We start from the raw sequence: 23,273 nt of genomic DNA on the forward strand, positions 1-23,273 counted from the left end.
GTGCCGCTTGGGTCACGCTTCTGCCGGAGGCTATTTTTCGGCCAGGCAAGGCGGAGGGAGTGCAGTGTGGTCATTCCACATAAGCGACCGACAACGCAGCGTGGCCGAAAAATGGCCCCGGCCCTTCGGGTTGCGTCTGTAAAGCCGCCACTCGGCGTCGCTCGTCGCTCACGTGGAATGACCACGCTACGCTCCTCGCTCTTTGATTGGCGGTTTTACAGACAGCAACAGAAGCATGGCCCAAGCGGCACTAGCCCCTATGGTCACTTGAAAGCGCAATAATCGTCCCTATAACTGTGTCATCACAGATGAAAGGCCCGCTACGAACTGTTTGGCCGGGCTCAGACTAGAGGACTTTTATTCATGCGCATTGACCGTATGACCAGCAAGCTTCAGGTCGCCCTGTCCGACGCACAATCCATGGCCGTCGGCCGCGACCATTCCCAGATCGACCCGCTGCACCTGGTGCTGGCGCTGATTGAGCAGCAGCACGGCTCGATCAAGCCGCTGCTGATGCAGGTCGGCTTTGATATCGCCGCCCTGCGCGCAGCCCTGAACGAGGCCATCGACAAACTGGCGACCGTCAGCAATCCAACCGGTGACGTCAGTCTGTCTACCGAGCTGGCGCGCCTGCTCAACCAGGCCGACCGCCTGGCGCAGAAGCAGGGCGACCAGTTCATTTCCAGCGAGCTGGTGCTGCTGGCCGCGATGGACGATAACACCACCGCAGGCAAGATTCTGCTGGGGCAGGGTGTGTCGAAGAAAGCGCTGGAAAACGCCATCAACAACCTGCGCGGCGGCGAGTCGGTCAACGACCCGAATGCCGAAGAGTCGCGTCAGGCGCTGGACAAGTACACCGTCGACCTGACCAAGCGTGCCGAAGAGGGCAAGCTGGACCCGGTGATCGGCCGTGACGACGAAATTCGCCGTACCGTGCAGGTGCTACAGCGTCGTACCAAGAACAACCCGGTGCTGATCGGTGAGCCCGGCGTCGGCAAGACCGCCATCGTTGAGGGCCTGGCCCAGCGTATCGTCAACGGTGAAGTGCCGGATGGCCTGAAAGACAAGCGCCTGCTGTCACTTGATATGGGGGCGCTGATCGCCGGTGCCAAGTTCCGTGGCGAGTTTGAAGAGCGCCTGAAGGCGGTGCTGAACGAACTGTCCAAGCAGGAAGGCCGCGTCATTCTGTTTATCGACGAGCTGCACACCATGGTTGGCGCCGGCAAGGCCGAAGGCTCCATGGATGCGGGCAACATGCTCAAGCCGGCGCTGGCGCGCGGCGAGCTGCACTGCGTCGGCGCAACCACGCTGGACGAGTACCGTCAGTACATTGAAAAGGATGCCGCGCTGGAGCGCCGCTTCCAGAAGGTGCTGGTCGATGAGCCCTCTGAAGAGGACACCATCGCGATTCTGCGTGGTCTGAAAGAGCGCTACGAAGTGCACCACAAGATCACCATCACCGATGGCGCGATCATTGCCGCAGCCAAGCTGTCGCACCGCTACATCACCGACCGTCAGCTGCCGGACAAGGCCATCGACCTGATCGATGAAGCGGCCAGCCGCATTCGCATGGAAATTGATTCCAAGCCCGAGGCGCTGGACCGTCTGGAGCGTCGCCTGATTCAGCTCAAGGTGGAGCGTGAGGCGCTGAAGAAGGAAGACGACGACGCCGCCCTCAAGCGACTGGAGAAACTGAAGGACGATATCGCCAAGCTCGAGCGTGAATACGCCGATCTGGAAGAAATCTGGAAGGCTGAAAAGGCTGACGTACAGGGTTCGGCGCAGATTCAGGAAAAGATCGAGCAGGCCAAGGCCGAGCTGGATCAGGCTCGTCGCAAGGGCGACCTGAACCGCATGGCCGAGCTGCAGTACGGCGTGATCCCGGATCTGGAGCGCAGCCAGCAGATGGCCGAGCAGCACACCAAGCCGGAAAACCAGCTGCTGCGCAACAAGGTAACCGACGAGGAAATCGCCGAGGTCGTCTCCAAGTGGACCGGGATCCCGGTGGCCAAGATGCTCGAAGGCGAGCGTGACAAGCTGCTGCGTATGGAAGATGCCCTGCACAAGCGGGTTATCGGTCAGAACGAAGCGGTGGTCGCGGTCTCCAACGCGGTGCGCCGTTCGCGGGCCGGTCTGGCCGACCCGAACCGCCCGAGTGGCTCGTTCATGTTCCTTGGCCCGACCGGTGTGGGTAAAACTGAGCTGTGCAAGGCGCTGGCCGAGTTTCTGTTCGATACCGAAGACGCCATGGTGCGGATCGACATGTCCGAGTTCATGGAGAAGCATTCGGTTGCTCGCCTGATCGGCGCGCCTCCGGGCTATGTCGGCTATGAAGAAGGCGGTTATTTGACCGAAGCGGTACGTCGCAAGCCGTACTCGGTGATCCTGATGGATGAGGTCGAAAAGGCGCATCCGGATGTGTTCAACGTGCTGCTGCAGGTGCTGGAAGACGGTCGTCTGACCGACAGCCAGGGCCGCACGGTCGACTTCCGCAACACCGTGGTGGTGATGACCTCCAACCTGGGGTCTGCACAGATTCAGGAACTGGTGGGTGATCGCGAAGCGCAGCATGCGGCGGTGATGGACGCCCTGACCCAGCACTTCCGGCCTGAGTTTATCAACCGGGTTGACGAAGTGGTTGTGTTTGAGCCGCTTGGCAAGGATCAGATCGCCGGTATCGCTGATATCCAGCTCAGCCGTTTGCGTCAGCGTCTGGCCGAACGCGAACTGGATCTGCAGCTCAGCGATGAGGCACTGGAGAAACTGATCTCGGTTGGCTATGACCCGGTGTATGGCGCGCGGCCGCTCAAGCGCGCGATCCAGCGCTGGATCGAAAACCCGCTGGCTCAGCGTATCCTGGCTGGCGACTTTGCCCCGGGCGTGACTATTCACGCCAAGGTCGAAGGCGACGAGTTTGTGTTTACGGCCTGATTGATGTTGTGGTGATGAAAAACTCCGCACGGGAAACCGTGCGGGGTTTTTTGTTGGTTTTCGGGTGTCGGTAGGTTGGGGTGGCAGCACGGCCACAGCATGCTGTGGCCCTACAAATTGGGGGCCAGATTGCACGGTCTATGGGTCCCCGTTTACGCGGGCGAGTAGCGCAGGGCTGGCGGGAAATAGGACGGCAGCATGTCTGAGGCTCGCAGAGCCGAGTTCTGCCGGCCCCCGCCAGACCGAGCAACGCAGCGAACCCGAAGGGCCGCGTAGCCGGGGTGGCCTAGGGGGTGCAGGGGGAAATGGCCAAGCATTTCCCCCTGCTCGCCGTAGAGGCGAAAAGCGACGTCGCAGAGGCAAAAAAGCCCCGAGAAATCCCGAGGCTTTTTTAGTGCTATCGAACGCTTACAGCAACATCGTCCGGATATCCCCCAACAACTCACCCAGACGCCTGGTGAACTGCGCGGCCGCTGCGCCGTTGATGGCGCGGTGGTCGTAGGACAGGGACAGCGGCAGCATCAGCTGCGGCTGGAAGCTGGCGCCATCCCAGACCGGCTGCATGGTCGCCTTGGAGACCCCAAGAATCGCCACTTCCGGGCTGTTGACGATCGGCGTGAAGTAGGTGCCGCCGATGTGGCCCAGGCTGGAGATGGTGAAGCAGGCGCCCTGCATGGCGTCGGCTCCGAGCTTCTTGTTGCGCGCCTTGTCGGCCAGTTCGGCCGCTTCGGCTGCCAGCTGCAGCAGACTCTTCTTGTCGACATCACGGATAACCGGCACCAATAGGCCGTCCGGTGTGTCGACGGCGAAGCCGATGTGCACGTACTTCTTCTGAATCAGCTGCTTGCCATTGGCCGCCAGCGAGACATTGAAGTTCGGCTGCTCACGCAGCAGATGGGCACAGGCCTTGAGCAGGAACGGCAGCACGGTCAGTTTGACGCCGGCCTTGTCGGCAGCCGCTTTCTGCTCCTTGCGGAAGGCTTCCAGCGCGCTGATGTCGGCCAGGTCGAACTGGGTGACGTGCGGCACGTTGAGCCAGCTGCGGTGCAGGTTGCTGGCGCCGACCTGCTGCAGGCGGGTCATGTCGACGGTTTCGATCTCGCCAAATCGGGAGAAGTCGACTTCCGGTACCGCAGGGATGCCGCTGCCGCCAGCTGCGCCAGCAGGTGCTGCCTTGCGCTGCTGCATGACCGCCTGCACGTGCTTCTGCACATCCTCCTTGAGGATGCGCTCGCGCGGGCCGGTCGGCTTGACCTCGGTCAGGTCGATACCGAACTCGCGGGCCAGCATGCGTACGGCCGGGCCGGCATGGACCTTGGCGCCTTCGCGGCTGGGGCCACCGACGGGCGGCGGGCTGGCTGGCTCTTCGCTGGCCTTGCTGCTGTGTGCAGCGGGCGCCTCGCTTTTGGCTTCTGCGCTCGGAGCGGCCTGCGGCTGAGCATCCTGCTTGGCCGAGCTGTCGCCGCCCTTGACCTGCATGTGCATGATCACGTCGCCGGTCTTGACGTCCTGCTCCAGCTTGATGCCGATCGACTCGATCACGCCAGAGAAGGGTGCGGGCAGCTCCATGCTGGCCTTGTCCGACTCCAGTACCAGCAGCGACTGGTCGGCTTCGACCTGATCGCCCTTGCTCACCAGAATTTCGATCACGCGTGCACTGTCGGTACCCAGATCCGGGACCTTGACGGCTTCGCTGCGGCTGCTGGCGCTGGCGGCAGGCTTGCTGTCTTCGGCTTTCGGCTCGGGCTTCTGCTCAGCCTTGGGCGCGGTTTCGGCAGGTTTGTCATTGCTGTCTGCCTGCTTGGGTTGTGCGTCGCCTTCGACTTCCAGTTCGATCAGCGGGTCGCCCTCTTTCAGGCTGTCGCCCAGCTTGAATTTGATCGACGTGACCTTGCCAGCCTTGGGCGAGGGGATTTCCATGCTGGCCTTGTCGGACTCGACAACAGCCAGCGATTGTTCAGCTTCGACCTGATCGCCTTCCTTGATCAGAATTTCAATGACCTCGCCTTCACCGCCGAGGTCGGGCACCTTGATGAGTTCACTCATGGCGTCGCTCCTTAGCAGTCCAGCGGATTGGGTTTGTCAGCATCCAGGCCAAAGGCCTTGAGCGCATCGGTCAGCACCTTGGGCTTGAGTTTGCCCTGTTCAACCAGCGCGCTGAGCGCGGTGTAGGCAACCCAGTGGCGATCCACCTCGAAGAAGTGACGCAGTTTGCGACGGCTGTCGCTGCGGCCGAAGCCGTCGGTGCCGAGCACCTTGTAGGGCGCAGGCACCCACTGGCGAATCTGATCGGCATACAGCTTCATGTAGTCGGTGGCGGCGATGACCGGGCCCTGACGCTTGTCCAGACACTGCTCGACGAAGCTGGTCTTGGGCTTGCGGGTCGGGTGCAGGCGGTTGTCGCGCTCGACTGCCAGACCGTCACGGCGCAGCTCGTTGAAGCTAGTGACGCTCCAGATGTCGGCGCTGACGCCAAAGTCGCTCTTGAGGATGGCGGCGGCTTCGCGCACTTCGCGCAGGATGGTGCCGGAGCCCATCAGCTGCACGTGCAGATCGCCCGGCTTGCCGGTGGAGTCGAGCAGATACATGCCGCGCATGATGCCGTCTTCCACGCCTTTGCCCTTGGGCATGGCCGGTTGGGTGTAGGCCTCGTTCATGACGGTGAGGTAGTAGTAGACGTTCTCCTGCTCCTCCATCATGCGCCGCGCGCCCTCGCGGATGATCACTGCCAGTTCATAGCCGTAGGTTGGGTCGTAGCTGCGGCAGTTGGGAATGGTCGACGCCAGCAGGTGGCTGTGACCGTCCTCGTGCTGGAGACCCTCACCGTTCAGGGTGGTGCGGCCGGCGGTGCCGCCGATCAAAAAACCCTTGGCGCGGCTGTCGCCGGCGGCCCAGGCCAGATCGCCGATACGCTGGAAGCCGAACATCGAATAGAAGATGTAGAACGGCAGCATCGGCTGGTTGTGCGTGCTGTAGGCCGTGCCGGCCGCAATCCAGCTGGACATCGCACCGGCTTCGTTGATGCCTTCCTCGAGGATCTGACCTTTCTTGTCCTCGCGATAGAACATCACCTGATCCTTGTCGACCGGCTCATACAGCTGACCGACCGAGGAGTAGATGCCGAGCTGACGGAACATGCCTTCCATGCCGAAGGTGCGGGCTTCGTCCGGCACGATGGGTACGATGCGCGGGCCGAGTTCCTTGTCCTTGACCAGTTGCGACAGAATGCGCACGAAGGCCATGGTGGTCGAAATCTCACGGTCGCCGGTGCCGTCCAGAATGGCTTTCAGGGTGTCCAGCGGCGGAACCGGAACACGCTTGCTTTCGACGCGGCGCTGGGGCATGTAGCCACCGAGCGCTTCGCGGCGGGCGTGCAGGTACTTGTATTCGGCACTGCCTTCCTCCGGTTTGAAGAATGGCAGTTTTTCCAGTTCGTCGTCGTTGACCGGAATGTCGAAGCGGTCGCGGAATTTCTTCAGGCTGTCGATATCGACTTTCTTGGTGTTGTGCGCGGTGTTCTGACCCTGGCCGGCACCGGTGCCGTAGCCCTTGATGGTCTTGGCCAGAATGACCGACGGCTGGCCTTCGTGGTTGACCGCCTCATGGTACGCGGCATACACCTTGTACGGGTCGTGGCCGCCCCGGTTGAGCTTCCAGATTTCCTCGTCGGAGAGGTCCTTGACCATCTCCTTCAGCTCGGGGCGGGTGCCGAAGAAGTGCTCGCGCACGAACGCACCGTCCTTGGCCTTGTAATTCTGGTAGTCGCCGTCGACGGCTTCTTCCATACGCTGTTGCAGCAGGCCGTTGTCGTCCTTGGCGAACAGCGGGTCCCACATGCGCCCCCAGATGACTTTGATGACGTTCCAGTCGGCACCGCGGAAGCTGCCTTCCAGTTCCTGGATAATCTTGCCGTTGCCGCGCACCGGGCCGTCCAGACGCTGCAGGTTGCAGTTGATCACGAAGATCAGGTTATCCAGTTTCTCGCGACCAGCCAGCGAGATGGCGCCGAGGGTTTCCGGCTCGTCGGTTTCACCGTCGCCCACAAAGCACCAGACCTTCTGCTTGCCCGGCTCGATAAAGCCGCGGTGCTCGAGGTACTTCATAAATCGTGCCTGATAGATCGCCTGAATCGGGCCCAGGCCCATGGAGACGGTCGGGAACTGCCAGAAGTCGGGCATCAGCCACGGGTGCGGGTAGGAGGACAGGCCCTTGCCGTCGACCTCCTGGCGGAAGTTCTCCATTTGCTCTTCGCTGATGCGGCCTTCCATGAACGCGCGGGCGTAGATGCCGGGCGAGGCATGGCCCTGGAAGAAGACCAGGTCACCGCCGTGTTCCTCGGTCGGCGCCTTGAAGAAGTAGTTGAAGCCGATGTCGTAGAGCGTCGCACTGGAGGCGAAGGTGGAAATGTGGCCACCCAGATCCGGGTCCTGCTGGTTGGTGCGCATGACCATCGCCAGGGCGTTCCAGCGGACCAGCGAGCGAATGCGGCGTTCCATGAACAGGTCGCCGGGCATGCGGGCTTCGTGGGTCACCGGAATGGTGTTGCGATACGGTGTAGTGATGGCGTACGGCAGCGGGGTGCCGCTGCGGCTGGCCAGCTCACCAAGCCGGGTCATCAGGTAGTGCGCGCGGTCTTCACCCTCGTTGTCGAGGACGGACTCCAGCGCGTCGAGCCATTCCTGGGTTTCGAGTGGATCAATATCATCGTGCTTCATTGTGGTCTCCAGACCTTGTGGGCCTTGCAAGTGCCGGAAGCGGTCGCGAACCTGCCGATCGGAGGGTGTCGACCTGGGCTTGCCAAACACCTGTGGGTGTTGTGACAGGGTGTATTGGAATTTGTCCTGTAGTTTTACTACATAAAATCAGCTTTATCCAGTCCGCAAAGGTCTAATTTGTAGTTGTACTACATTCAGACTATCTGGTCATGTTGCGCCGCTTCCCCGTCGGCAGCCATCGTGGCAAGCTGCTGTTTCGGTTCATGAACAGGATAGACCATGCCATCTACGCTGCCCCCGCTGCCGGAGTCCCTGCAGGCAACCCGTGATCATCATCTTGCCCAGTGGGCGGCCGCGCTCGCCCAGGCGGGGCTGACCGAGCGTCGGTCGGAACTCGGTGAGGTTTTTGAAACAGAGCTGGCGCAGGTGCTGGCAGCCAGTGACTTCGTGGCAGAGCAGCTACGCCGTGATCCTTTGCTGGCCTGGCGGCTGGTGGAGCAGGGGCGTTTGACCCGCTCACTCGAAGAGGGCGACCTGCGTGGCCTGCTTCGGCAGGTGCTGGAAGGCTGTGACAGTGAGGAGCAACTGGCGCAGCGTCTGCGCCGTTTTCGTCAGTGGCAGCAGGTACGCATCATCTGGCGCGACCTGACCCGCCGGGCAGCATTGAAGGAAACCACCCGTGATCTCTCGGATATGGCCGACGCCTGCATCGACGAGGCCTATCAGTGGCTGTACCGGCTCTGCTGTACCAGCTTCGGTGAGCCGGTCAGTCGTGACGGTGTGCCGCAGCACATGGTGATACTGGGTATGGGCAAATTGGGCGCGGTCGAGTTGAATCTGTCGTCCGATATTGACCTGATCTTTGCCTATCCCGAGGCAGGCGAGACCCGCGGCGGTCGCCGCAGCCTGTCGAATCAGGAGTTTTTCATTCGCCTGGGGCAAAAGCTGATCAAGGCGCTGGATGCGCCCACGGTCGATGGCTTTGTGTTCCGTGTCGACATGCGGCTGCGCCCCTATGGTGACAGCGGTGCGCTGGTGTTCAGCTTTGACGCGCTGGAACAGTACTACCAGAGTCAGGGGCGCGACTGGGAGCGCTACGCCATGATCAAGGCGCGGGTGGTGGCCGGTGATCAGCAGGCCGGCGCCGAGCTGCTGGCGATGCTGCGGCCGTTTGTCTACCGGCGTTACCTGGACTTCGCCGCGATTGACGCGCTGCGCACGCTCAAACAGATGATTCAGCGCGAGGTGCAGCGCAAGGGCCTGCACGACAACGTCAAACTGGGCTCTGGTGGCATCCGCGAGGTCGAATTTATTGGTCAGGCGTTCCAGTTGATTCACGGAGGGCGTGACCGCAGCCTTCAGCAGCGGCCGATTCTGGGGGTGCTGAAAACCCTGGGTGAGAATAACTACCTGCCTGCTGAAGCAGTGCAGGAACTGACCGATGCCTATGGCTTTTTGCGTGATACCGAACACGCCCTGCAGGCGGTTGATGACCGCCAGACGCAGATGCTGCCGACTGATCCGCAAGGCCAGGCGCGGATTGCGTGGATGCTCGGTTTTTCCAGCTGGGAGGCCTTTCGTGAGCGACTTGACGCCGAACGTTGGCGTGTAGCCCGTCATTTTGCCGGCGTGATTGCGGACCCGGACGAAGACGAGGACGAGCTGCAGTCGAGCCAGACCGACTGGGTGCCGTTGTGGGATGGCACCCTGGAGCCGGAGCAGGCACTGCAGCAACTGACAGAGGCTGGCTACACCGAAGCGCCGGCGGCCTGGAAGCGTCTGCAGGATCTGCTCGGTTCGGCCAGGGTGCGCGCCATGCAGCGGGCGGGGCGCGAGCGGCTGGATACCTTCATGCCGCGGCTACTGGCTATGGCCTGCGAGCAGGATAATCCCGATCTGGCTCTGGAGCGCGTGCTGCCCCTGGTCGAGGCAGTGGCGCGGCGCTCTGCCTATCTGGTGCTGCTGACCGAGAATCCGGGTGCACTGCGTGAGCTGCTGGTGTTGTGTGCGGCCAGCCCGTGGATCGCCGAGCAGATTGCCCGCTACCCGGTGGTGCTGGATGAGCTGCTGAACGCCGGACGACTTTACCGGCCACCGGTCGCAGAGGAGCTGGCCGACGAGCTGCGCCAGCAGTTGCTGCGCATCCCCGAGGACGATCTTGAACAGCAGATGGAAACCCTGCGCTATTTCAAGCGGGCGCACGTGCTGCGCATTGCTGCTTCGGAAATTGCGGGCACCCTGCCGCTGATGAAGGTAAGTGATTACCTGACCTGGATGGCGGAAGCGATCCTGCAGCAGGTGCTGATGCTGGCCTGGCGCGAGATGGTCGCACGCCACGGCCGCCCGGCGCGGGCCGACGGGACGCGCTGCGAGCTGGATTTCATCATTATTGGTTATGGCAAGGTCGGCGGTATTGAGCTGGGGCATGGCTCCGATCTGGATCTGGTGTTTATCCACGACGGTGATCCGCAGGCCGATACCGATGGTGAGCGACCGATCGAGGGTAGCAAGTTCTTCACCCGGCTGGGGCAGCGGGTGATCCACATGCTCAATACCCAGACGGTTTCCGGGGCATTGTACGAGGTGGATATGCGCCTGCGGCCGTCCGGCGATTCCGGGCTGCTGGTCAGCTCGCTGGCGTCGTTCTCGCGCTATCAGCTGGATGAGGCCTGGACCTGGGAGCATCAGGCACTGGTGCGGGCACGTGCGCTGGTCGGCTGTGAACGTCTTGCCGAACGCTTTCAGGCGCTGCGGGCTCAGGTGTTGGGCCGCCAGCGCGATGAGCAAACACTGCTGCGCGAGGTCAGCGACATGCGCCAGAAGATGCGCGACAACCTCGGTACCAAGGCAACGCGGGCCGGTACAACGGCAGATGCCTTCACCGCGGCGCAATTGTTTGATCTCAAGCAGGACGCAGGTGGTATCGTTGACATCGAATTTATGGTGCAATATGCGGTTCTTGCCTGGTCGTGCCGGTACCCCGAGTTACTGCGCTACACCGACAACATCAGGATTCTTGATGAGCTGCAAAACGCCGGTCTGATCGCCGGTGAGGATGTCACCAGCCTGCAGGAGGCTTACAAGGCCTACCGGGCTGCAGCTCATCGCCTGGCTCTACAGAATCAGCCGGGCAAAGTAAGCGGCGACCAGTTTCATGATTTCCGACACGGGGTCATCAAGCTCTGGCAGCAGGTGCTGCCACCCCAGGAGCCGATCCCCGATACGCGGGTGTGATCGGCTAGGGCGCGCTCAGGCAGAAACCAAGAACGCAAGACTGATTGAATAGATACGTATGGAGCTGGCTGCTATGTCGATGGCCGATCGTGATGGTCTAATCTGGTTTGATGGTGAAATGATTCCCTGGCGTGAAGCCAATATTCACGTGCTCACGCACTCGCTGCACTACGGCATGGGCGTATTCGAAGGCGTCCGTGCCTACAAGACCCCTGATGGCACCGCCATCTTCCGTCTGGACGCACACACCGATCGCCTGTTCGATTCTGCCCACATCATGGGCATGAAGATTCCCTTTACCAAGGAACAGCTGAACGAGGCGCAGCGCGCCGTGGTTCGCGAGAACAACCTGGAAACCGCCTATATTCGCCCGCTGGTGTTCTACGGATCCGAAGGCATGGGTATTCGCGCTGACAACCTGAAGGTACATGTTGCCATCGCAGCCTGGCATTGGGGTGCCTACATGGGCGAAGAAGCACTTGAGCGCGGCATCAAGATTCGCACCAGTTCCTTCACCCGTCACCACGTCAACATCACCATGACCCGTGCCAAGGCCAGCGGTGCCTACATGAACTCCATGCTGGCGCTGCAGGAAGCGGTCTCCGCCGGTGCCGACGAGGCGCTGCTGCTGGATCCGGAAGGCTATGTTGCCGAGGGCTCGGGCGAGAACGTATTCATCGTCAAGAACGGCACCATCTACACCCCGGAAGTGACTGCCTGCCTGAACGGTATTACCCGCGCAACGGTGCTGGCGCTGGCGTCGCAGTTCAATATCCCGGTTGTCGAGAAGCGCATCACTCGTGATGAAGTCTACATCGCCGACGAGGCCTTCTTCACCGGCACCGCCGCCGAAGTTACGCCGATTCGCGAGCTGGATTGCCGCCAGATCGGTGCAGGCCGTCGCGGTCCGATCACTGAAAAACTGCAGAAGGCATACTTCGATCTGGTCACCGGCCAGACCGCAGAGCACGCCGAATGGCGGACGCTGGTCGGTTGATAGCCGCAAGCGGCAAGCCTCAAGCGGCAAATATTTGCGCGCCGCTTGGGGTTTGTTGCTTGAGGCTTGAAGCTCGAAGCTTATGAACATCCTGATTATCGGTCCCAGCTGGGTTGGCGACATGGTGATGGCGCAGACGCTGTTCACTTGTCTGAAGCAACGCCATGGTGACGGCTGCATGATCGATGTGCTGGCGCCTGACTGGAGCCGGCCGATTCTCGAGCGCATGCCGGAAGTGCGCAGCGCGCTGAGCTTTCCGCTCGGTCATGGCGCGCTGGAGCTTGCTACCCGGCGGCGCATTGGTCGCAGTCTGGCCGGTCAGTACGATCAGGCGATTCTGCTGCCCAACTCCCTCAAGTCAGCGCTGGTTCCGTTCTTTGCCGACATTCCGCTGCGCACCGGTTGGCGTGGCGAGATGCGCTACGGTCTGCTCAACGACGTGCGCAAGCTGGACAAGGACGCCTACCCGCTGATGATCGAGCGCTTTATGGCGCTGGCCTATGAGCCCGGCACCGAGCTGCCGAAACCCTACCCACGCCCGTCGCTGCAGATTGATCCGGCATCGCGCGATGCGGCCTTGGCGCATTTTGGCCTGGAGCGTGATCGTCCGGTGCTGGCGCTGTGCCCGGGGGCCGAATTTGGCGAGGCCAAGCGCTGGCCTTCGGAGCATTATGCTGCTGTCGCCGAGGCGCGCATTCGTCAGGGCTGGCAGGTGTGGTTGTTCGGCTCGAAAAATGACCATGCGGTGGCCGAACAGATTCGCGCTCGCCTGATTCCGGGGTTGCGTGAAGAGTCGACCAACCTGTGTGGCGATACCAGTCTGGCCCAGGCGATTGACCTGCTGTCGTGCGCTGACGCGGTGGTCAGCAATGACTCGGGGCTGATGCATGTGGCTGCGGCGCTGAATCGCCCGCTGGTGGCGGTCTACGGCTCGACGTCGCCCGGTTTTACGCCGCCGCTGGCTGACCAGGTGGAAATGGTGCGGCTGGGTCTGGATTGCAGCCCCTGCTTTGATCGGACCTGCCGGTTTGGTCATTACAACTGTCTGCGTGATCTGGCACCTGCCCAGGTGGACGCAGCGCTGGATCGGCTGGTAGGCGATCTGCTGCCCGACCCGCAGGACAGCTGATCCTGATGCGGGTGCTGCTGATCAAGACGTCCTCGCTCGGGGATGTCATTCATACCCTCCCGGCATTGACCGATGCTGCGCGCGCTATCCCAGGCATCCGTTTTGACTGGGTGGTGGAAGAGGGCTTTGCCGAAATTCCGTCCTGGCATCCGGCCGTGGAGGCCGTGATTCCGGTGGCCATTCGTCGCTGGCGCAAGAAGCCGTTTCAGGCAGTGCGCAGCGGTGAGTGGGGTACCTTCAAGCGCCGTCTGCGCGAGACTGACTATGATTTGGTGATCGATGCCCAAGGCCTGCTCAAGAGCGCCTGGCTGACCCGCTATGCCCGCGCCGAGGTGGTGGGGCTGGATCGGGACTCGGCCCGTGAGCCGCTGGCCGCACGCTTCTATCAACGTCGGCTGCCGGTACCCTGGGGCCAGCACGCGGTGGAGCGTACTCGCCAGCTGTTTGCCCAGGCGCTTGGCTACACGCTGGAGGAAGGGCTGGGGTATTACGGCCTGGACCGCGCGGCATTGGGCGCCGAATCGGCCAGCACGCCTTATGTGGTGCTGTTGCATGGCACCACCTGGGTGACCAAGCACTGGCCCGAGCTCTATTGGCGGCAACTGGCCGAGCGGTTGGTTGCCAGCGGTGTTGATGTGCGCCTGCCGTGGGGGAGCCTCGATGAGCAGGCCCGTGCGCTGCGCATCGCTGAAGGGCTGGAAGGCGCGCTGGTATTGCCCCGTTTGCCGTTGCGTGATGTTGCCCGGCAGCTGGCCGGTGCCAGCGCCTGTGTCGCAGTCGATACCGGGCTCGGCCATCTGGCAGCGGCGCTGGATGTGCCGACCCTGTCGCTGTTCGGGCCAACCAATCCGGGCTTCACCGGCGCCTACGGCCGGGTTCAGCAGCATCTGGCCAGTGATTTTGCCTGTGCACCCTGTCTGCGCAAGCAATGTACCTATAAGCCGACCCCTGAGGATGCCCGCCGGTTCGATCTGACCCGCGAGCAACCTCTGTGCTTTACTCGACTTGACCCCGAGAGGGTCATGCAGCACCTGCAACCGCTGCTGTCCAACAAGAGAATCGTCTGATGCAGCTGGCTTTTGTGCTTTACAAGTATTTTCCCTTTGGCGGTTTGCAGCGTGACTTCATGCGCATCGCCAAGGTTTGTCAGGAGCGCGGACACAGCATTCGTGTCTATACCCTGATCTGGGAAGGCGATATTCCCGAGGGGTTTGAAGTGCTGGTTGCCCCCGTCAAGGCCCTGAGCAATCATCGCCGTAACGAGAAATTCACCGCCTGGGTCGAGGCCGACCTGGTCAAACGCCCGGTCGACCGGGTGGTTGGCTTCAACAAGATGCCGGGGCTGGATGTTTACTATGCTGCCGATCCCTGCTTCGAAGACAAGGCGCAGACCCTGCGCAACCCGCTGTATCGCATCTCCAGCCGTTACCGCCACTTTGCCGAGTACGAGCGGGCGGTATTCTCGCCTGCTGGCAAGACGCAGATTTTGATGATCTCCGAGGTACAGCAGCCGCTGTTTACCAAACACTATAAAACCCCGCTGGATCGCTTCCATCTGCTGCCACCGGGCATCGCACCGGATCGTCGGGCACCAGCCAACGCGACCGAGATTCGCGCCGACTTCCGTGCTGAGTTCGGTCTGGCGGACGACGAACTGCTGCTGGTGCAGATTGGCTCCGGGTTTATCACCAAAGGCGTGGACCGCTCCATTCGCGCACTCGCGGCGTTGCCAGCTGACCTGCGCAAGCGCACCAGGCTGATGGTCATCGGTCAGGATGATCCCGGCACCTTCCAGCGCATCGCGCGCTCGCTGGCGGTGGATGACCGGGTGATCTTCATGAAGGGGCGCAGCGATGTACCGCGCTTTTTGCTGGGCGCCGATTTGCTGATTCATCCCGCCTACAACGAAAACACCGGCACCGTGCTGCTTGAAGCGCTGGTGGCTGGCCTGCCGGTGCTGGTGACGGATGTGTGCGGTTATGCCCACTACATCAGCGAGGCAGACTGTGGTCTGGTTGTGCCGTCGCCGTTCAGGCAAGACGAATTGGACCGCATGCTGGCCGACATGCTGCGTAACCCGGTTCAGCGCCGGGAATGGCATGACAATGCGCTGCGATACGCCGATCAGGCCGACCTCTACAGCCTGCCTGAGCGTGCTGCGGATGTGATCCTGGGAGCTGGCGCGTGAGCAATACCCTGATTCTGCGCGAGCCTTTCCTCAGTCTGTGGGCCAATCGCGACGCCTTCGATGCGGTGGAAGCGCTGCAAGGTGAGGTATTTCGCGAACTGGAAGCACGCCGTACCCTGCGTACCGAAGTCGACGGCAGGGGCTATTTCGTCAAGATTCATCGTGGCGTCGGCTGGGGCGAGATTTTCAAGAATTGGTCGACCCTCAAGCGCCCGGTGCTGGGCGCAGGGCAGGAGTGGCAGGCGATTCAGGCACTGACCGCTGCCGGCATCAATACCATGACGGCGGTAGCCTTTGGTGAGCGGGGCAGCAACCCTGCTGCACAGCACTCGTTCATCATTACCGAAGAGCTGGCGCCGACCATCAGTCTTGAGGATTACAGTCGTGACTGGCTGCATAAGCCGCCGGCTCCGGGCATCAAATGGGCGCTGATTCGTCGTGTCGCCGAGATGACCGCTGCAATGCACCGCGCCGGCGTCAATCACCGCGATTGCTACATTTGCCACTTCCTGCTGCATACCGACCGGCCGATGACCGCGCACGACTTCAAACTGTCGATCATCGATCTGCACCGCGCACAGATTCGTCCGACCGTGCCCCGGCGCTGGCGTGACAAGGATCTGGCGGGGCTGTATTTCTCGGCGCTCGAGATCGGCCTGACCCAACGCGACAAACTGCGGTTTTTGCGCGCCTATTTTGCAGCCCCGCTGCGTGAGACCCTGCGGCTCGAAGCGCCTTTGCTGGCGCTGCTAGAGCGCAAGGCGCAGAAGTTGCAGGCCCGTTTCGAGCGCAAGTATGCGCCGGGGGCCGATGAATGAAACGCTGGACCCTGAACCCCGAGTACGCTACCGGGGAGAGTGGTCGGCTGTTCGCCGATCTGGATACGGTGTTTGCGCTGGAGGGCGAAAAGATCACCCAGGACCCACTCAGTACCGTGCACCGGGTCTGGGTTGCCGACCGGTATTACTACGTCAAACGTTACACGGGGGCGGGCAAGAACCTGCGCCGTTACGTTGGCCGCCCGCGGATTCAGGCAGAGTGGGAAAATCTGCTGAACTTTCATGCCTGGGGTATCCCGTCTGCAACAGTGGTCGGATTCGGCCAGGAACGGCACAACGGCGCCTTCGTGCGCGGCGCACTGATCACCGAAGAGTTGTCCGATACCTCTGATCTGGCGCGTATTGCCACGCAACGTGACGCACGCTTGCAGGATCGGGCGTGGGTAGCGCATGTTTCGCGCCAGATCGCCTGGGCAACCCGGATGATGCACGATCAGGGGTTTACCCATAATGATTTGAAATGGCGGAACCTGCTCGTCGACAACCAGTCGTTCGGTAATGTGTATTTTATCGACTGTCCCGGCGGCAGCTTCTGGTGGGGCCCCATGCTGCGCTATCGGGTTATCAAGGACTTGGCGTGCCTGGACAAGATTGCCAAGCATCACCTCAGCCGCAGCCAGCGGCTGGCGTTTTTCAAACTGTATCTGGGCAAGCAACGTCTGGACCGTATGGATCGCAAACAACTGCGCGCGATCCTGAACTTCTTCAAGGGCCGAGAATGACGCGTACTCCCTTCATTGCAGTCAACGCACGGGATGTATTGTCCCGGCATGGTCTCGACAGCTTCGAGGCGCTTTGGGCGCTCCAGGTTGACGCCGTTGACGCACCGAATACGGGGCGCGGTGGCTGGAGCAGCGTCTGTCGTCTCGAGCTTGAGGATGCCAACGGTCAGGTGCAGCGCTTTTATCTCAAGCGACAGGACAACCATTGCACCCGCACCCTGAACAGCCCACTGGGGGAGCCAACCTTTGCCCGCGAGTTTCGCGCGATTCAGGCCTATGCCAGACAGGGTATCCCCGCGCTGGATGCTGCTTTCTTCGGTCAGCGCAACGAAAGGGGCCACGCGCAGGCGGTGTTGTTGACCCGCGCGCTGGACGACTACGCTCCGCTGGATGAGTGGTTCGAGCGCTGGAGTCAGCTGTCGTCAGCCGAAATTCGTACCTTGATCCAGTCTGCGGCTGCGCTGGTTCGCGCACTGCATAATGCCGATCGTATTCATAACTGCCTTTATCCCAAGCATGTGTTTTTACGACTGCACAGCGATGGTGCTGGCGCACGATTGATCGATCTGGAAAAAACCCGACGGGCCATATTCGGTCAACGTGACCTGATTCGGGATCTGGAAACCCTGCATCGGCGCAGTCTGGTGCCAAGTCGAACTCAGCGCCTGCGTTTTGTTCTTGCCTATCTGGGCAAGCCCCGCCTTGACGCAGAAGCACGGGCCTTTGTCCGTGCATTGGCTCGTCGTACTGCAGGAAAGAGAATGAATCGATGAGCCTGACAACCGATCTGCGCGGCGCTGGTCGCGAACCGCCTCTGTCGCTTGTCTTGCCGCTGTCTGAAGGCGAGGCGAGGGTGCTGCGCTGGTTGCGCGTATTGCCCGGTAAGCGACTGGTCGCTCAGGTTGAAATTGCCGGCTCGGAGCGGTTGCTCAAGCTGTTTATTGCTGCCGGTGCCGAGCGTCATTGCGCGCGCGAGGCGTCCGGTATTCGGGCGCTGCAAGCGCAGGGCGTTGCTACGCCTGAGCTGGTAGGCGAGGGCGAGATTGACGGGGGCGGTCGCTATTTGCTGAGCGCCTACCTGGATGGTGCTGAAACCCTGCAGCAACGCTGGGAAGCGCTGCCCGCCCGGCAGCCGGGCGACGCTGACGCGCTCACTCTGCTTGGTCAAGCTCTCAGCCTGATTGGCACCATGCACCAACGTGGTCTGGTACAGACCGACCTGCATCTGGGCAACTTCCTGCTTCACGAGACGCAGCTGTACGTTATTGATGGCGATGCAGTCGAAACCCTGAATCCGGGCGCACCGCTTGCTCCGGCACAGGCAGAAGACAACCTGGCGATCTTCTTTGCCCAGCTTGATCCTGAGTGGGATGAGCTCTGCGAGCTGCTGCTGATCGGCTACCTGCAGCACAGCCCGCTGGCGCTCAACCCCGACCGGCTGGCCGAACAGATCAAGCGCGTGCGCCAGCGCCGGCTCGACGACTTTCTTGGCAAGACTCTGCGTGATTGCACCCAGTTCTCGGTTAAACGCAGCTGGACGCGGTTTGCCGCAGTTGTGCGCACCGAGTATCAACGTCTGGCATCGCTGCTCGCTGCGCTAGATGACGCGTTGGCCGGCCAAACGCTGCTCAAGGACGGTGGAAGCAGTACGGTTGGCTGCGCTGTCGCTGATGGAAAGTCGGTGGTTATCAAGCGCTATAACATCAAGGGGTTCGGTCACTGGCTGACCCGCTTCTGGCGACCAAGCCGCGCCTGGCACTCCTGGCTCGCCGCCCATCGGCTGCAGTTTCTCGGCATCCCCACGCCGGCACCGCTGGCCATGATGGAGCAGCGTTTCGGGCCGCTGCGACGACGGTCGTGGCTGATAACTGAATACTGTTACGGGGTCGACCTGCTGCGCCATCTCGGCGAAGATGGTCAGAGGTTGCCAGACGATGCTACCGCGTCAGCACTGCTTAAGCTTTTTGCTCAACTGGTCGAGGCCAGAATCAGTCACGGAGATTTCAAGGCAACGAATCTGCTGTGGCTGGATGGAAGGGTGATTTTGATCGATCTGGACGCGATGCAGGCGCACACACGTAATGCTGGCTGGCAGCGTGCATGGCAGAAGGATCGACAACGGTTTATCCGTAACTGGCCTGCTGCAAGCCCGCTTGCATGCTGGCTGGAAGAGCGCATGCCGCGTTTTTAACCTAATTTTGGACTTCGAAAAAAGAGGATTCCCGTGGGATTTACTGTACTTGGCCTGTCTGGCGCCCTGAGCCATGACCCTTCTGCGGCCCTTTATATTGATGGCAAGCTGATTGCTGCCGTCGAAGAAGAGCGATTTGTGCGTGACAAGCACGCCAAGAACCGGATGCCCTACGAGTCGGCGAAGTTCTGTCTTGAGCAGGCCGGCATCACGCCTGCCGATGTGGACGTTGTCTGCATTCCGTTTGCGCCCATCAGTCTATTTGGCAGCAAGGCGCGCTGGCACTACGCCAAGCGTTACTGGTATGCCCCTGATCGTTCACTGGACGCGCTGCTGACCGGCAATCGCCGCTTCAAACGTTATCGCAAGAAGATTCTCTGGTGCCTCGAACAGCTGGGCTTTGAGGCCAAGAAGGTGCGTCTGGAGCCGGTGGAGCATCACCTGGCGCATGCATCCAGTGCCTATCACTGTTCGGGCTTTAGCGAAAAGACTGCGATTCTCGGCATCGACGGCAAGGGTGAGTACGCCACCACCTTCTTCGGCTGGGGCGAAAACGGCAAGATCCACAAGATCAAGGAATTCTACGATCCGGATTCGCTGGGCGGTCTGTACGGCGCAATTACCGAATACCTCGGCTTCGAAATGCTCGACGGCGAGTTCAAGGTCATGGGTATGGCGCCCTATGGTGACGCCGCCAAGTACGATTTTTCCCGTCTGGCCAAGTTTGAAAATGGCGAGCTGGTCATCAACACCGATTACGCCAACGTGATCGGCTTCCGCCGCTATAAGGAAAAAGGCAAGGGCTACTACTTCTCGCCCAAGCTAATCGAATGGCTGGGGCCCAAGCGTGAAGGCGACATCGCCGACGACCCCTATATTCATTACGCTGCCGCGATGCAGGCTCTGTTCGAAAAGTTGGCGCTGGAGATGATCGACTACTATCTCGGCGACATTCTCAAAGAAACCGGCCGACTTGCCTTTGCCGGTGGTTGTGCGCTGAACGTCAAGCTGAACCAGCGCATCATCGCGCGGCCGGACGTCAAGGAGCTGTTCGTTCAGCCCGCCTCCGGTGACGCCGGCACCGCTGTGGGGGCCGCTGCCTTTATCTCGGTCAAAAACGGCGTGCCGGTCGAGAAGATGGAACACGTCTACCTGGGTCCCTCATACAGTAACGAAGACATCATTGCTGCCTGCGCCCGTCATCCTGACAAGCCCCAATGGCAAAAGATCGACGATGTACCGCAGGAAATCGCCAAGGTGCTGGTTGAAGGTAACCCGGTCGCCTGGTTCCAGGGTCGCATGGAGTTTGGGCCGCGGGCGCTGGGCGGTCGTTCGATTATCGGTTGCCCGAGTGTTGCAGGCGTAGCCGATCGCATCAACGAGCAGATCAAGTTCCGCGAGCGCTGGCGCCCGTTCTGCCCCTCAATGCTGGATACCGTTGCCCCGCAGATGCTCAGCGTTGATCACCCGTCGCCCTTCATGACGTTCACCTTCGACGTCAAGGAAGGCTGGGCCGAGCGTGTACCGGAGGTTGTGCACGAGGACGGTACCGCGCGTGCCCAGGTACTCAAGCGCGAATACAACCCGCGTTACTACGATCTGATGAAGGAGCTGGAGGCGATGACCGGCAACGGAGTGGTGCTTAATACCTCGCTCAACCGACGTGGTGAGCCGATGGTTTGCTCACCGACCGACGCTCTGAACATGTTTTATGGGTCGGATCTGCAGTTCTTGATCATGGAAGATATTTTGGTGATGAAGGCATAGCTTAGCTTCCCGGGTACGCTGAGGTTGATAGCGTGCCCGGGAAGTATTTTCTTTATGAGTGGGGGGTAGCTGGCGGCGTTCTTGCAATCCGGAATTACAAAAGTTCTATATTTAGTCGTTTGAATAGCGCAGAAAGGCTGTCTTTCTGCTCGGAAAGGCTGTCAGCCAAGCCAAACGATAATGCTTGAATTTGATCTCCGAATAGAACTTTTGCCGTAACAAGTGCCGTGCTGAAACAGGATATTACTACGTCTGGCTGGATTTCGCACAGAGCGATTTCAATTGCACCCTCCTGGTTTAGTATTTTGTAATCTTCTTGAAAAAAATCACGTTGACCTTTGGATCGAGGGTGCTCGCTGTAATAGATGGTTTGGAAGTTGTTGTCTTTCAACCAAGATTTTATTCGCTGAGTGATAATGGTGTGATTTTGCTCAGTGATGAGGTTGTTGTCTAAGAGAGGTTGACCGATGATTACGGCTGTTCGACCAATCGAAGTTTTTTGTGTGTTTCTCAGGTGTTCCCTAAGCCCGGTTAGCTCTACTACTTTTTCCTGGGGGTACGGGGTGGTTATTCCTTGGAAGGTGTAAACTCTGTCAACGATATCATCTAGCCCGCCCACTAAATCATGTGAGGGGGGGTAGTACTTTATCTTTGGTATGAAAATCCGACTTGGGCTGAATTTTCTTCTGATGAGTTTCAAGCGTTTGCTTAGATTGATGTTTATAAGGTTTGTGGTTGCGACGCCATGGGGGATAAGACGGACCTGCACCGTGCTGCATGGGAAGCTACTTATAAGAAAGTTTATCGCATAATTGGTTTTGGATGTTGATAGGCGGGGCAGGTGGATGTATATGATCTCTGGATTTGAGTTTATTTTTCTAATGTGGTCTTCGAGGTGTTGCAGACTCTTATATATGCTGCGTTTCTCTTTTAAAATGCCCTTGGTGTTTTCCTGTGAAAAGCTCGATATGCAACTGAATATGTCAGGATTCATGAAGTAAGGGCGGGCGGCTCCACTGTGCATCAGCAGATTTGCTCCGTCGGAGCCCTCTTGCTCTGCAATCATTTCTGCGGCGAGAGATTCTAACTCTGTCTTTACAAAATATACTGAGATGGAGTTTGTCATATTGAGAGCTGGCTTCAGATTTGGTTTAGCAGGGCTTTTAAACCAAAGCGACGACAAGCGTCAACCTGAAGCTTGCCTCTTTGCGTGGATTTTCGAGAGTCGGTGGACGGCTTCTTGAACACAGGTCTTGGATGACGCAAGCCTCGCAACGAGCCTGAGCACCGCATACAATGGAGTTGACCAGCGTAGGTCAGGGTACCCTAGGCAAAAATTTCTCTAAGGCAAGCTATGAACATCCTTCCCCTTATCGGCCGCACCGAGGCGCTTTTCACGCAAGACATCAACCGACACGAGTCAGAATTGGAGGAGCGGGTTGCCGGCTCACGCTTCCTGGTGCTAGGCGGCGCGGGCAGCATCGGGCAGGCTGTCGTAAAGGAGATTTTCAAGCGCAAGCCCCTCAAGCTGCACGTGGTCGATATCAGCGAAAACAATATGGTGGAGCTGGTTCGAGATATACGTAGTTCATTCGGTTATATCGACGGGGATTTTCAGACCTTTGCTCTCGATATCGGGTCCACTGAGTATGATGCCTTCTTTAAGGGGGATGGGCAGTACGACTACGTCCTTAACTTGTCGGCTTTAAAGCATGTGCGCAGCGAGAAAGATCCCTACACTCTTATGCGCATGATTGAAGTGAATGTATTTAATACTGAAAAAACCTTGCGCCAGTGCATCGCATCAGGTGTGAAAAAGTATTTTTGTGTTTCCACAGACAAGGCTGCTAACCCTGCAAACATGATGGGTGCCTCAAAGCGAATTATGGAAATGTTTTTGATGCGCCGCAGTCTAGAGATCGACATATCCACTGCGCGTTTCGCGAATGTGGCTTTCTCTGATGGTTCTTTATTGCACGGATTTAATCAACGTATTGAGAAACGTCAACCTATCGTCGCACCGAACGACATAAAGCGCTACTTTGTGACGCCTCAAGAGTCGGGTGAGCTGTGCTTAATGAGCTGCATCTTTGGTCAGAATCGCGACATTTTCTTTCCGAAGCTTAGTGAGCAGCTTCATTTGATCACTTTTGCGGACATTGCGACCAAATATTTGAAGGCCAAAGGGTATGGTGTGCATATTTGTAAGACGGAGGATGACGCTAGGGCGTATTTTTCTCGAGCAGAACAGGCGCCTACTGACATGGCTGGTAACTGGCCGTGTTTGTTTACGGCTAGCGATACCACAGGTGAGAAGGACTTTGAAGAGTTCTACACTGATAAAGAAGTGTTGGATATGCAGAGCTTCTTCAATCTCGGGGTGATCAAAAACCTGCCTGATTTCGATCCTGATCTGTTGGAGAGCTTTAGCGGTAGCATTCAGTCAATGAAGCAGGCCGGCAGCTGGACTAAGCAGCAAATTGTAGACCTGTTTTTCCGGATGCTGCCTGATTTTGCGCACAGGGAAACGGGAAAGTATCTCGACGGAAAAATGTGAATC

The 23,273-nt window shown here is 59.6% G+C and carries 15 protein-coding genes; 12 read left to right on the forward strand and 3 right to left on the reverse strand.

The genetic code is table 11. From position 1 onward, the window contains the following. The first annotated feature begins 363 nt into the window (after window positions 1-363). Window positions 364-2,931, forward strand: a complete 2,568-nt coding sequence (gene clpB, locus ACZ5WQ_RS18175) for an ATP-dependent chaperone ClpB (RefSeq protein WP_228245854.1) — start codon at window positions 364-366, stop codon at window positions 2,929-2,931. Between the two features lie 408 nt (window positions 2,932-3,339). On the opposite strand, the gene aceF is transcribed toward clpB, so the two are convergent. Next, complete coding sequence (aceF, locus tag ACZ5WQ_RS18180) at window positions 3,340-4,977, reverse strand: dihydrolipoyllysine-residue acetyltransferase (protein WP_464382834.1); 1,638 nt, start codon at window positions 4,975-4,977, stop codon at window positions 3,340-3,342. A gap of 11 nt (window positions 4,978-4,988) precedes the next feature. Further along, on the reverse strand, window positions 4,989-7,646 hold the full coding sequence (gene aceE / locus ACZ5WQ_RS18185; RefSeq protein WP_088275708.1) for a pyruvate dehydrogenase (acetyl-transferring), homodimeric type: 2,658 nt from the start codon (window positions 7,644-7,646) through the stop codon (window positions 4,989-4,991). A 279-nt stretch (window positions 7,647-7,925) separates the two neighbouring features. Here aceE and glnE point away from each other — a divergent pair, with 279 nt between their 5' ends. From glnE to ACZ5WQ_RS18235, 10 genes are all read left to right on the forward strand, one after another. Beyond that, the gene (gene glnE / locus ACZ5WQ_RS18190; RefSeq protein WP_464382835.1) at window positions 7,926-10,880 is read left to right on the forward strand and encodes a bifunctional [glutamate--ammonia ligase]-adenylyl-L-tyrosine phosphorylase/[glutamate--ammonia-ligase] adenylyltransferase; all 2,955 of its coding nucleotides are present in this window, start codon (window positions 7,926-7,928) and stop codon (window positions 10,878-10,880) included. 73 nt (window positions 10,881-10,953) lie between these two features. Beyond that, complete coding sequence (locus tag ACZ5WQ_RS18195; protein WP_088275742.1) at window positions 10,954-11,877, forward strand: branched-chain amino acid transaminase; 924 nt, start codon at window positions 10,954-10,956, stop codon at window positions 11,875-11,877. Between the two features lie 82 nt (window positions 11,878-11,959). Next, the gene (gene waaF, locus ACZ5WQ_RS18200; RefSeq protein ID WP_269687886.1) at window positions 11,960-13,006 is read left to right on the forward strand and encodes a lipopolysaccharide heptosyltransferase II; all 1,047 of its coding nucleotides are present in this window, start codon (window positions 11,960-11,962) and stop codon (window positions 13,004-13,006) included. Window positions 13,007-13,011: 5 nt separating this feature from the next. Further along, complete coding sequence (gene waaC, locus ACZ5WQ_RS18205; protein WP_464382836.1) at window positions 13,012-14,073, forward strand: lipopolysaccharide heptosyltransferase I; 1,062 nt, start codon at window positions 13,012-13,014, stop codon at window positions 14,071-14,073. Beyond that, window positions 14,073-15,194, forward strand: a complete 1,122-nt coding sequence (locus ACZ5WQ_RS18210; protein WP_464382837.1) for a glycosyltransferase family 4 protein — start codon at window positions 14,073-14,075, stop codon at window positions 15,192-15,194. The genes waaC and ACZ5WQ_RS18210 overlap by 1 nt, the downstream gene beginning before the upstream one ends. Then, window positions 15,191-16,012: a lipopolysaccharide core heptose(I) kinase RfaP gene (rfaP, locus tag ACZ5WQ_RS18215; protein ID WP_464382838.1), complete on the forward strand. Its 822-nt coding sequence runs from the start codon at window positions 15,191-15,193 to the stop codon at window positions 16,010-16,012. The genes ACZ5WQ_RS18210 and rfaP overlap by 4 nt, the downstream gene beginning before the upstream one ends. Continuing rightward, window positions 16,009-16,755, forward strand: coding sequence for a lipopolysaccharide kinase InaA family protein (locus tag ACZ5WQ_RS18220; protein WP_464382839.1), 747 nt, complete (start codon window positions 16,009-16,011; stop codon window positions 16,753-16,755). Before rfaP ends, ACZ5WQ_RS18220 begins: the two co-directional genes overlap by 4 nt. Further along, a complete protein-coding gene (locus ACZ5WQ_RS18225) occupies window positions 16,752-17,528 on the forward strand; it encodes a lipopolysaccharide kinase InaA family protein (protein ID WP_464382840.1) in 777 nt (258 codons plus the stop codon). Before ACZ5WQ_RS18220 ends, ACZ5WQ_RS18225 begins: the two co-directional genes overlap by 4 nt. Beyond that, window positions 17,525-18,946, forward strand: coding sequence for a lipopolysaccharide kinase InaA family protein (locus tag ACZ5WQ_RS18230; RefSeq protein ID WP_464382841.1), 1,422 nt, complete (start codon window positions 17,525-17,527; stop codon window positions 18,944-18,946). Before ACZ5WQ_RS18225 ends, ACZ5WQ_RS18230 begins: the two co-directional genes overlap by 4 nt. A 33-nt stretch (window positions 18,947-18,979) precedes the next feature. Then, window positions 18,980-20,713 (forward strand): carbamoyltransferase family protein, encoded by a 1,734-nt coding sequence (locus tag ACZ5WQ_RS18235; protein WP_464382842.1) that lies wholly within the window; start codon window positions 18,980-18,982, stop codon window positions 20,711-20,713. Between the two features lie 94 nt (window positions 20,714-20,807). Here the strand turns inward: ACZ5WQ_RS18235 and ACZ5WQ_RS18240 are convergent, their stop codons facing one another. Next, the gene (locus tag ACZ5WQ_RS18240) at window positions 20,808-21,896 is read right to left on the reverse strand and encodes a polysialyltransferase family glycosyltransferase (protein WP_464382843.1); all 1,089 of its coding nucleotides are present in this window, start codon (window positions 21,894-21,896) and stop codon (window positions 20,808-20,810) included. A gap of 171 nt (window positions 21,897-22,067) precedes the next feature. Between ACZ5WQ_RS18240 and ACZ5WQ_RS18245 the strand changes: the two genes are divergently transcribed. Further along, a complete protein-coding gene (locus ACZ5WQ_RS18245; protein ID WP_464382844.1) occupies window positions 22,068-23,270 on the forward strand; it encodes a UDP-N-acetylglucosamine 4,6-dehydratase in 1,203 nt (400 codons plus the stop codon). The last annotated feature ends 3 nt before the right edge of the window (window positions 23,271-23,273 follow it).

This window comes from Halopseudomonas sp. T1L2 (genome assembly GCF_055397385.1).

Excerpts from the sequence above, each read along its gene's own strand:
- aceF (WP_464382834.1), bottom strand. The coding sequence starts at position 4,977 with ATGAGTGAACTCATCAAGGTGCCCGACCTCGGCGGTGAAGGCGAGGTC.
- waaF (WP_269687886.1), top strand. The coding sequence starts at position 11,960 with ATGAACATCCTGATTATCGGTCCCAGCTGGGTTGGCGACATGGTGATG.
- glnE (WP_464382835.1), top strand. The coding sequence starts at position 7,926 with ATGCCATCTACGCTGCCCCCGCTGCCGGAGTCCCTGCAGGCAACCCGT.
- ACZ5WQ_RS18210 (WP_464382837.1), top strand. The coding sequence starts at position 14,073 with ATGCAGCTGGCTTTTGTGCTTTACAAGTATTTTCCCTTTGGCGGTTTG.
- ACZ5WQ_RS18245 (WP_464382844.1), top strand. The coding sequence starts at position 22,068 with ATGAACATCCTTCCCCTTATCGGCCGCACCGAGGCGCTTTTCACGCAA.
- ACZ5WQ_RS18195 (WP_088275742.1), top strand. The coding sequence starts at position 10,954 with ATGTCGATGGCCGATCGTGATGGTCTAATCTGGTTTGATGGTGAAATG.
- ACZ5WQ_RS18225 (WP_464382840.1), top strand. The coding sequence starts at position 16,752 with ATGACGCGTACTCCCTTCATTGCAGTCAACGCACGGGATGTATTGTCC.
- clpB (WP_228245854.1), top strand. The coding sequence starts at position 364 with ATGCGCATTGACCGTATGACCAGCAAGCTTCAGGTCGCCCTGTCCGAC.
- ACZ5WQ_RS18220 (WP_464382839.1), top strand. The coding sequence starts at position 16,009 with ATGAAACGCTGGACCCTGAACCCCGAGTACGCTACCGGGGAGAGTGGT.
- waaC (WP_464382836.1), top strand. The coding sequence starts at position 13,012 with ATGCGGGTGCTGCTGATCAAGACGTCCTCGCTCGGGGATGTCATTCAT.
- ACZ5WQ_RS18230 (WP_464382841.1), top strand. The coding sequence starts at position 17,525 with ATGAGCCTGACAACCGATCTGCGCGGCGCTGGTCGCGAACCGCCTCTG.
- aceE (WP_088275708.1), bottom strand. The coding sequence starts at position 7,646 with ATGAAGCACGATGATATTGATCCACTCGAAACCCAGGAATGGCTCGAC.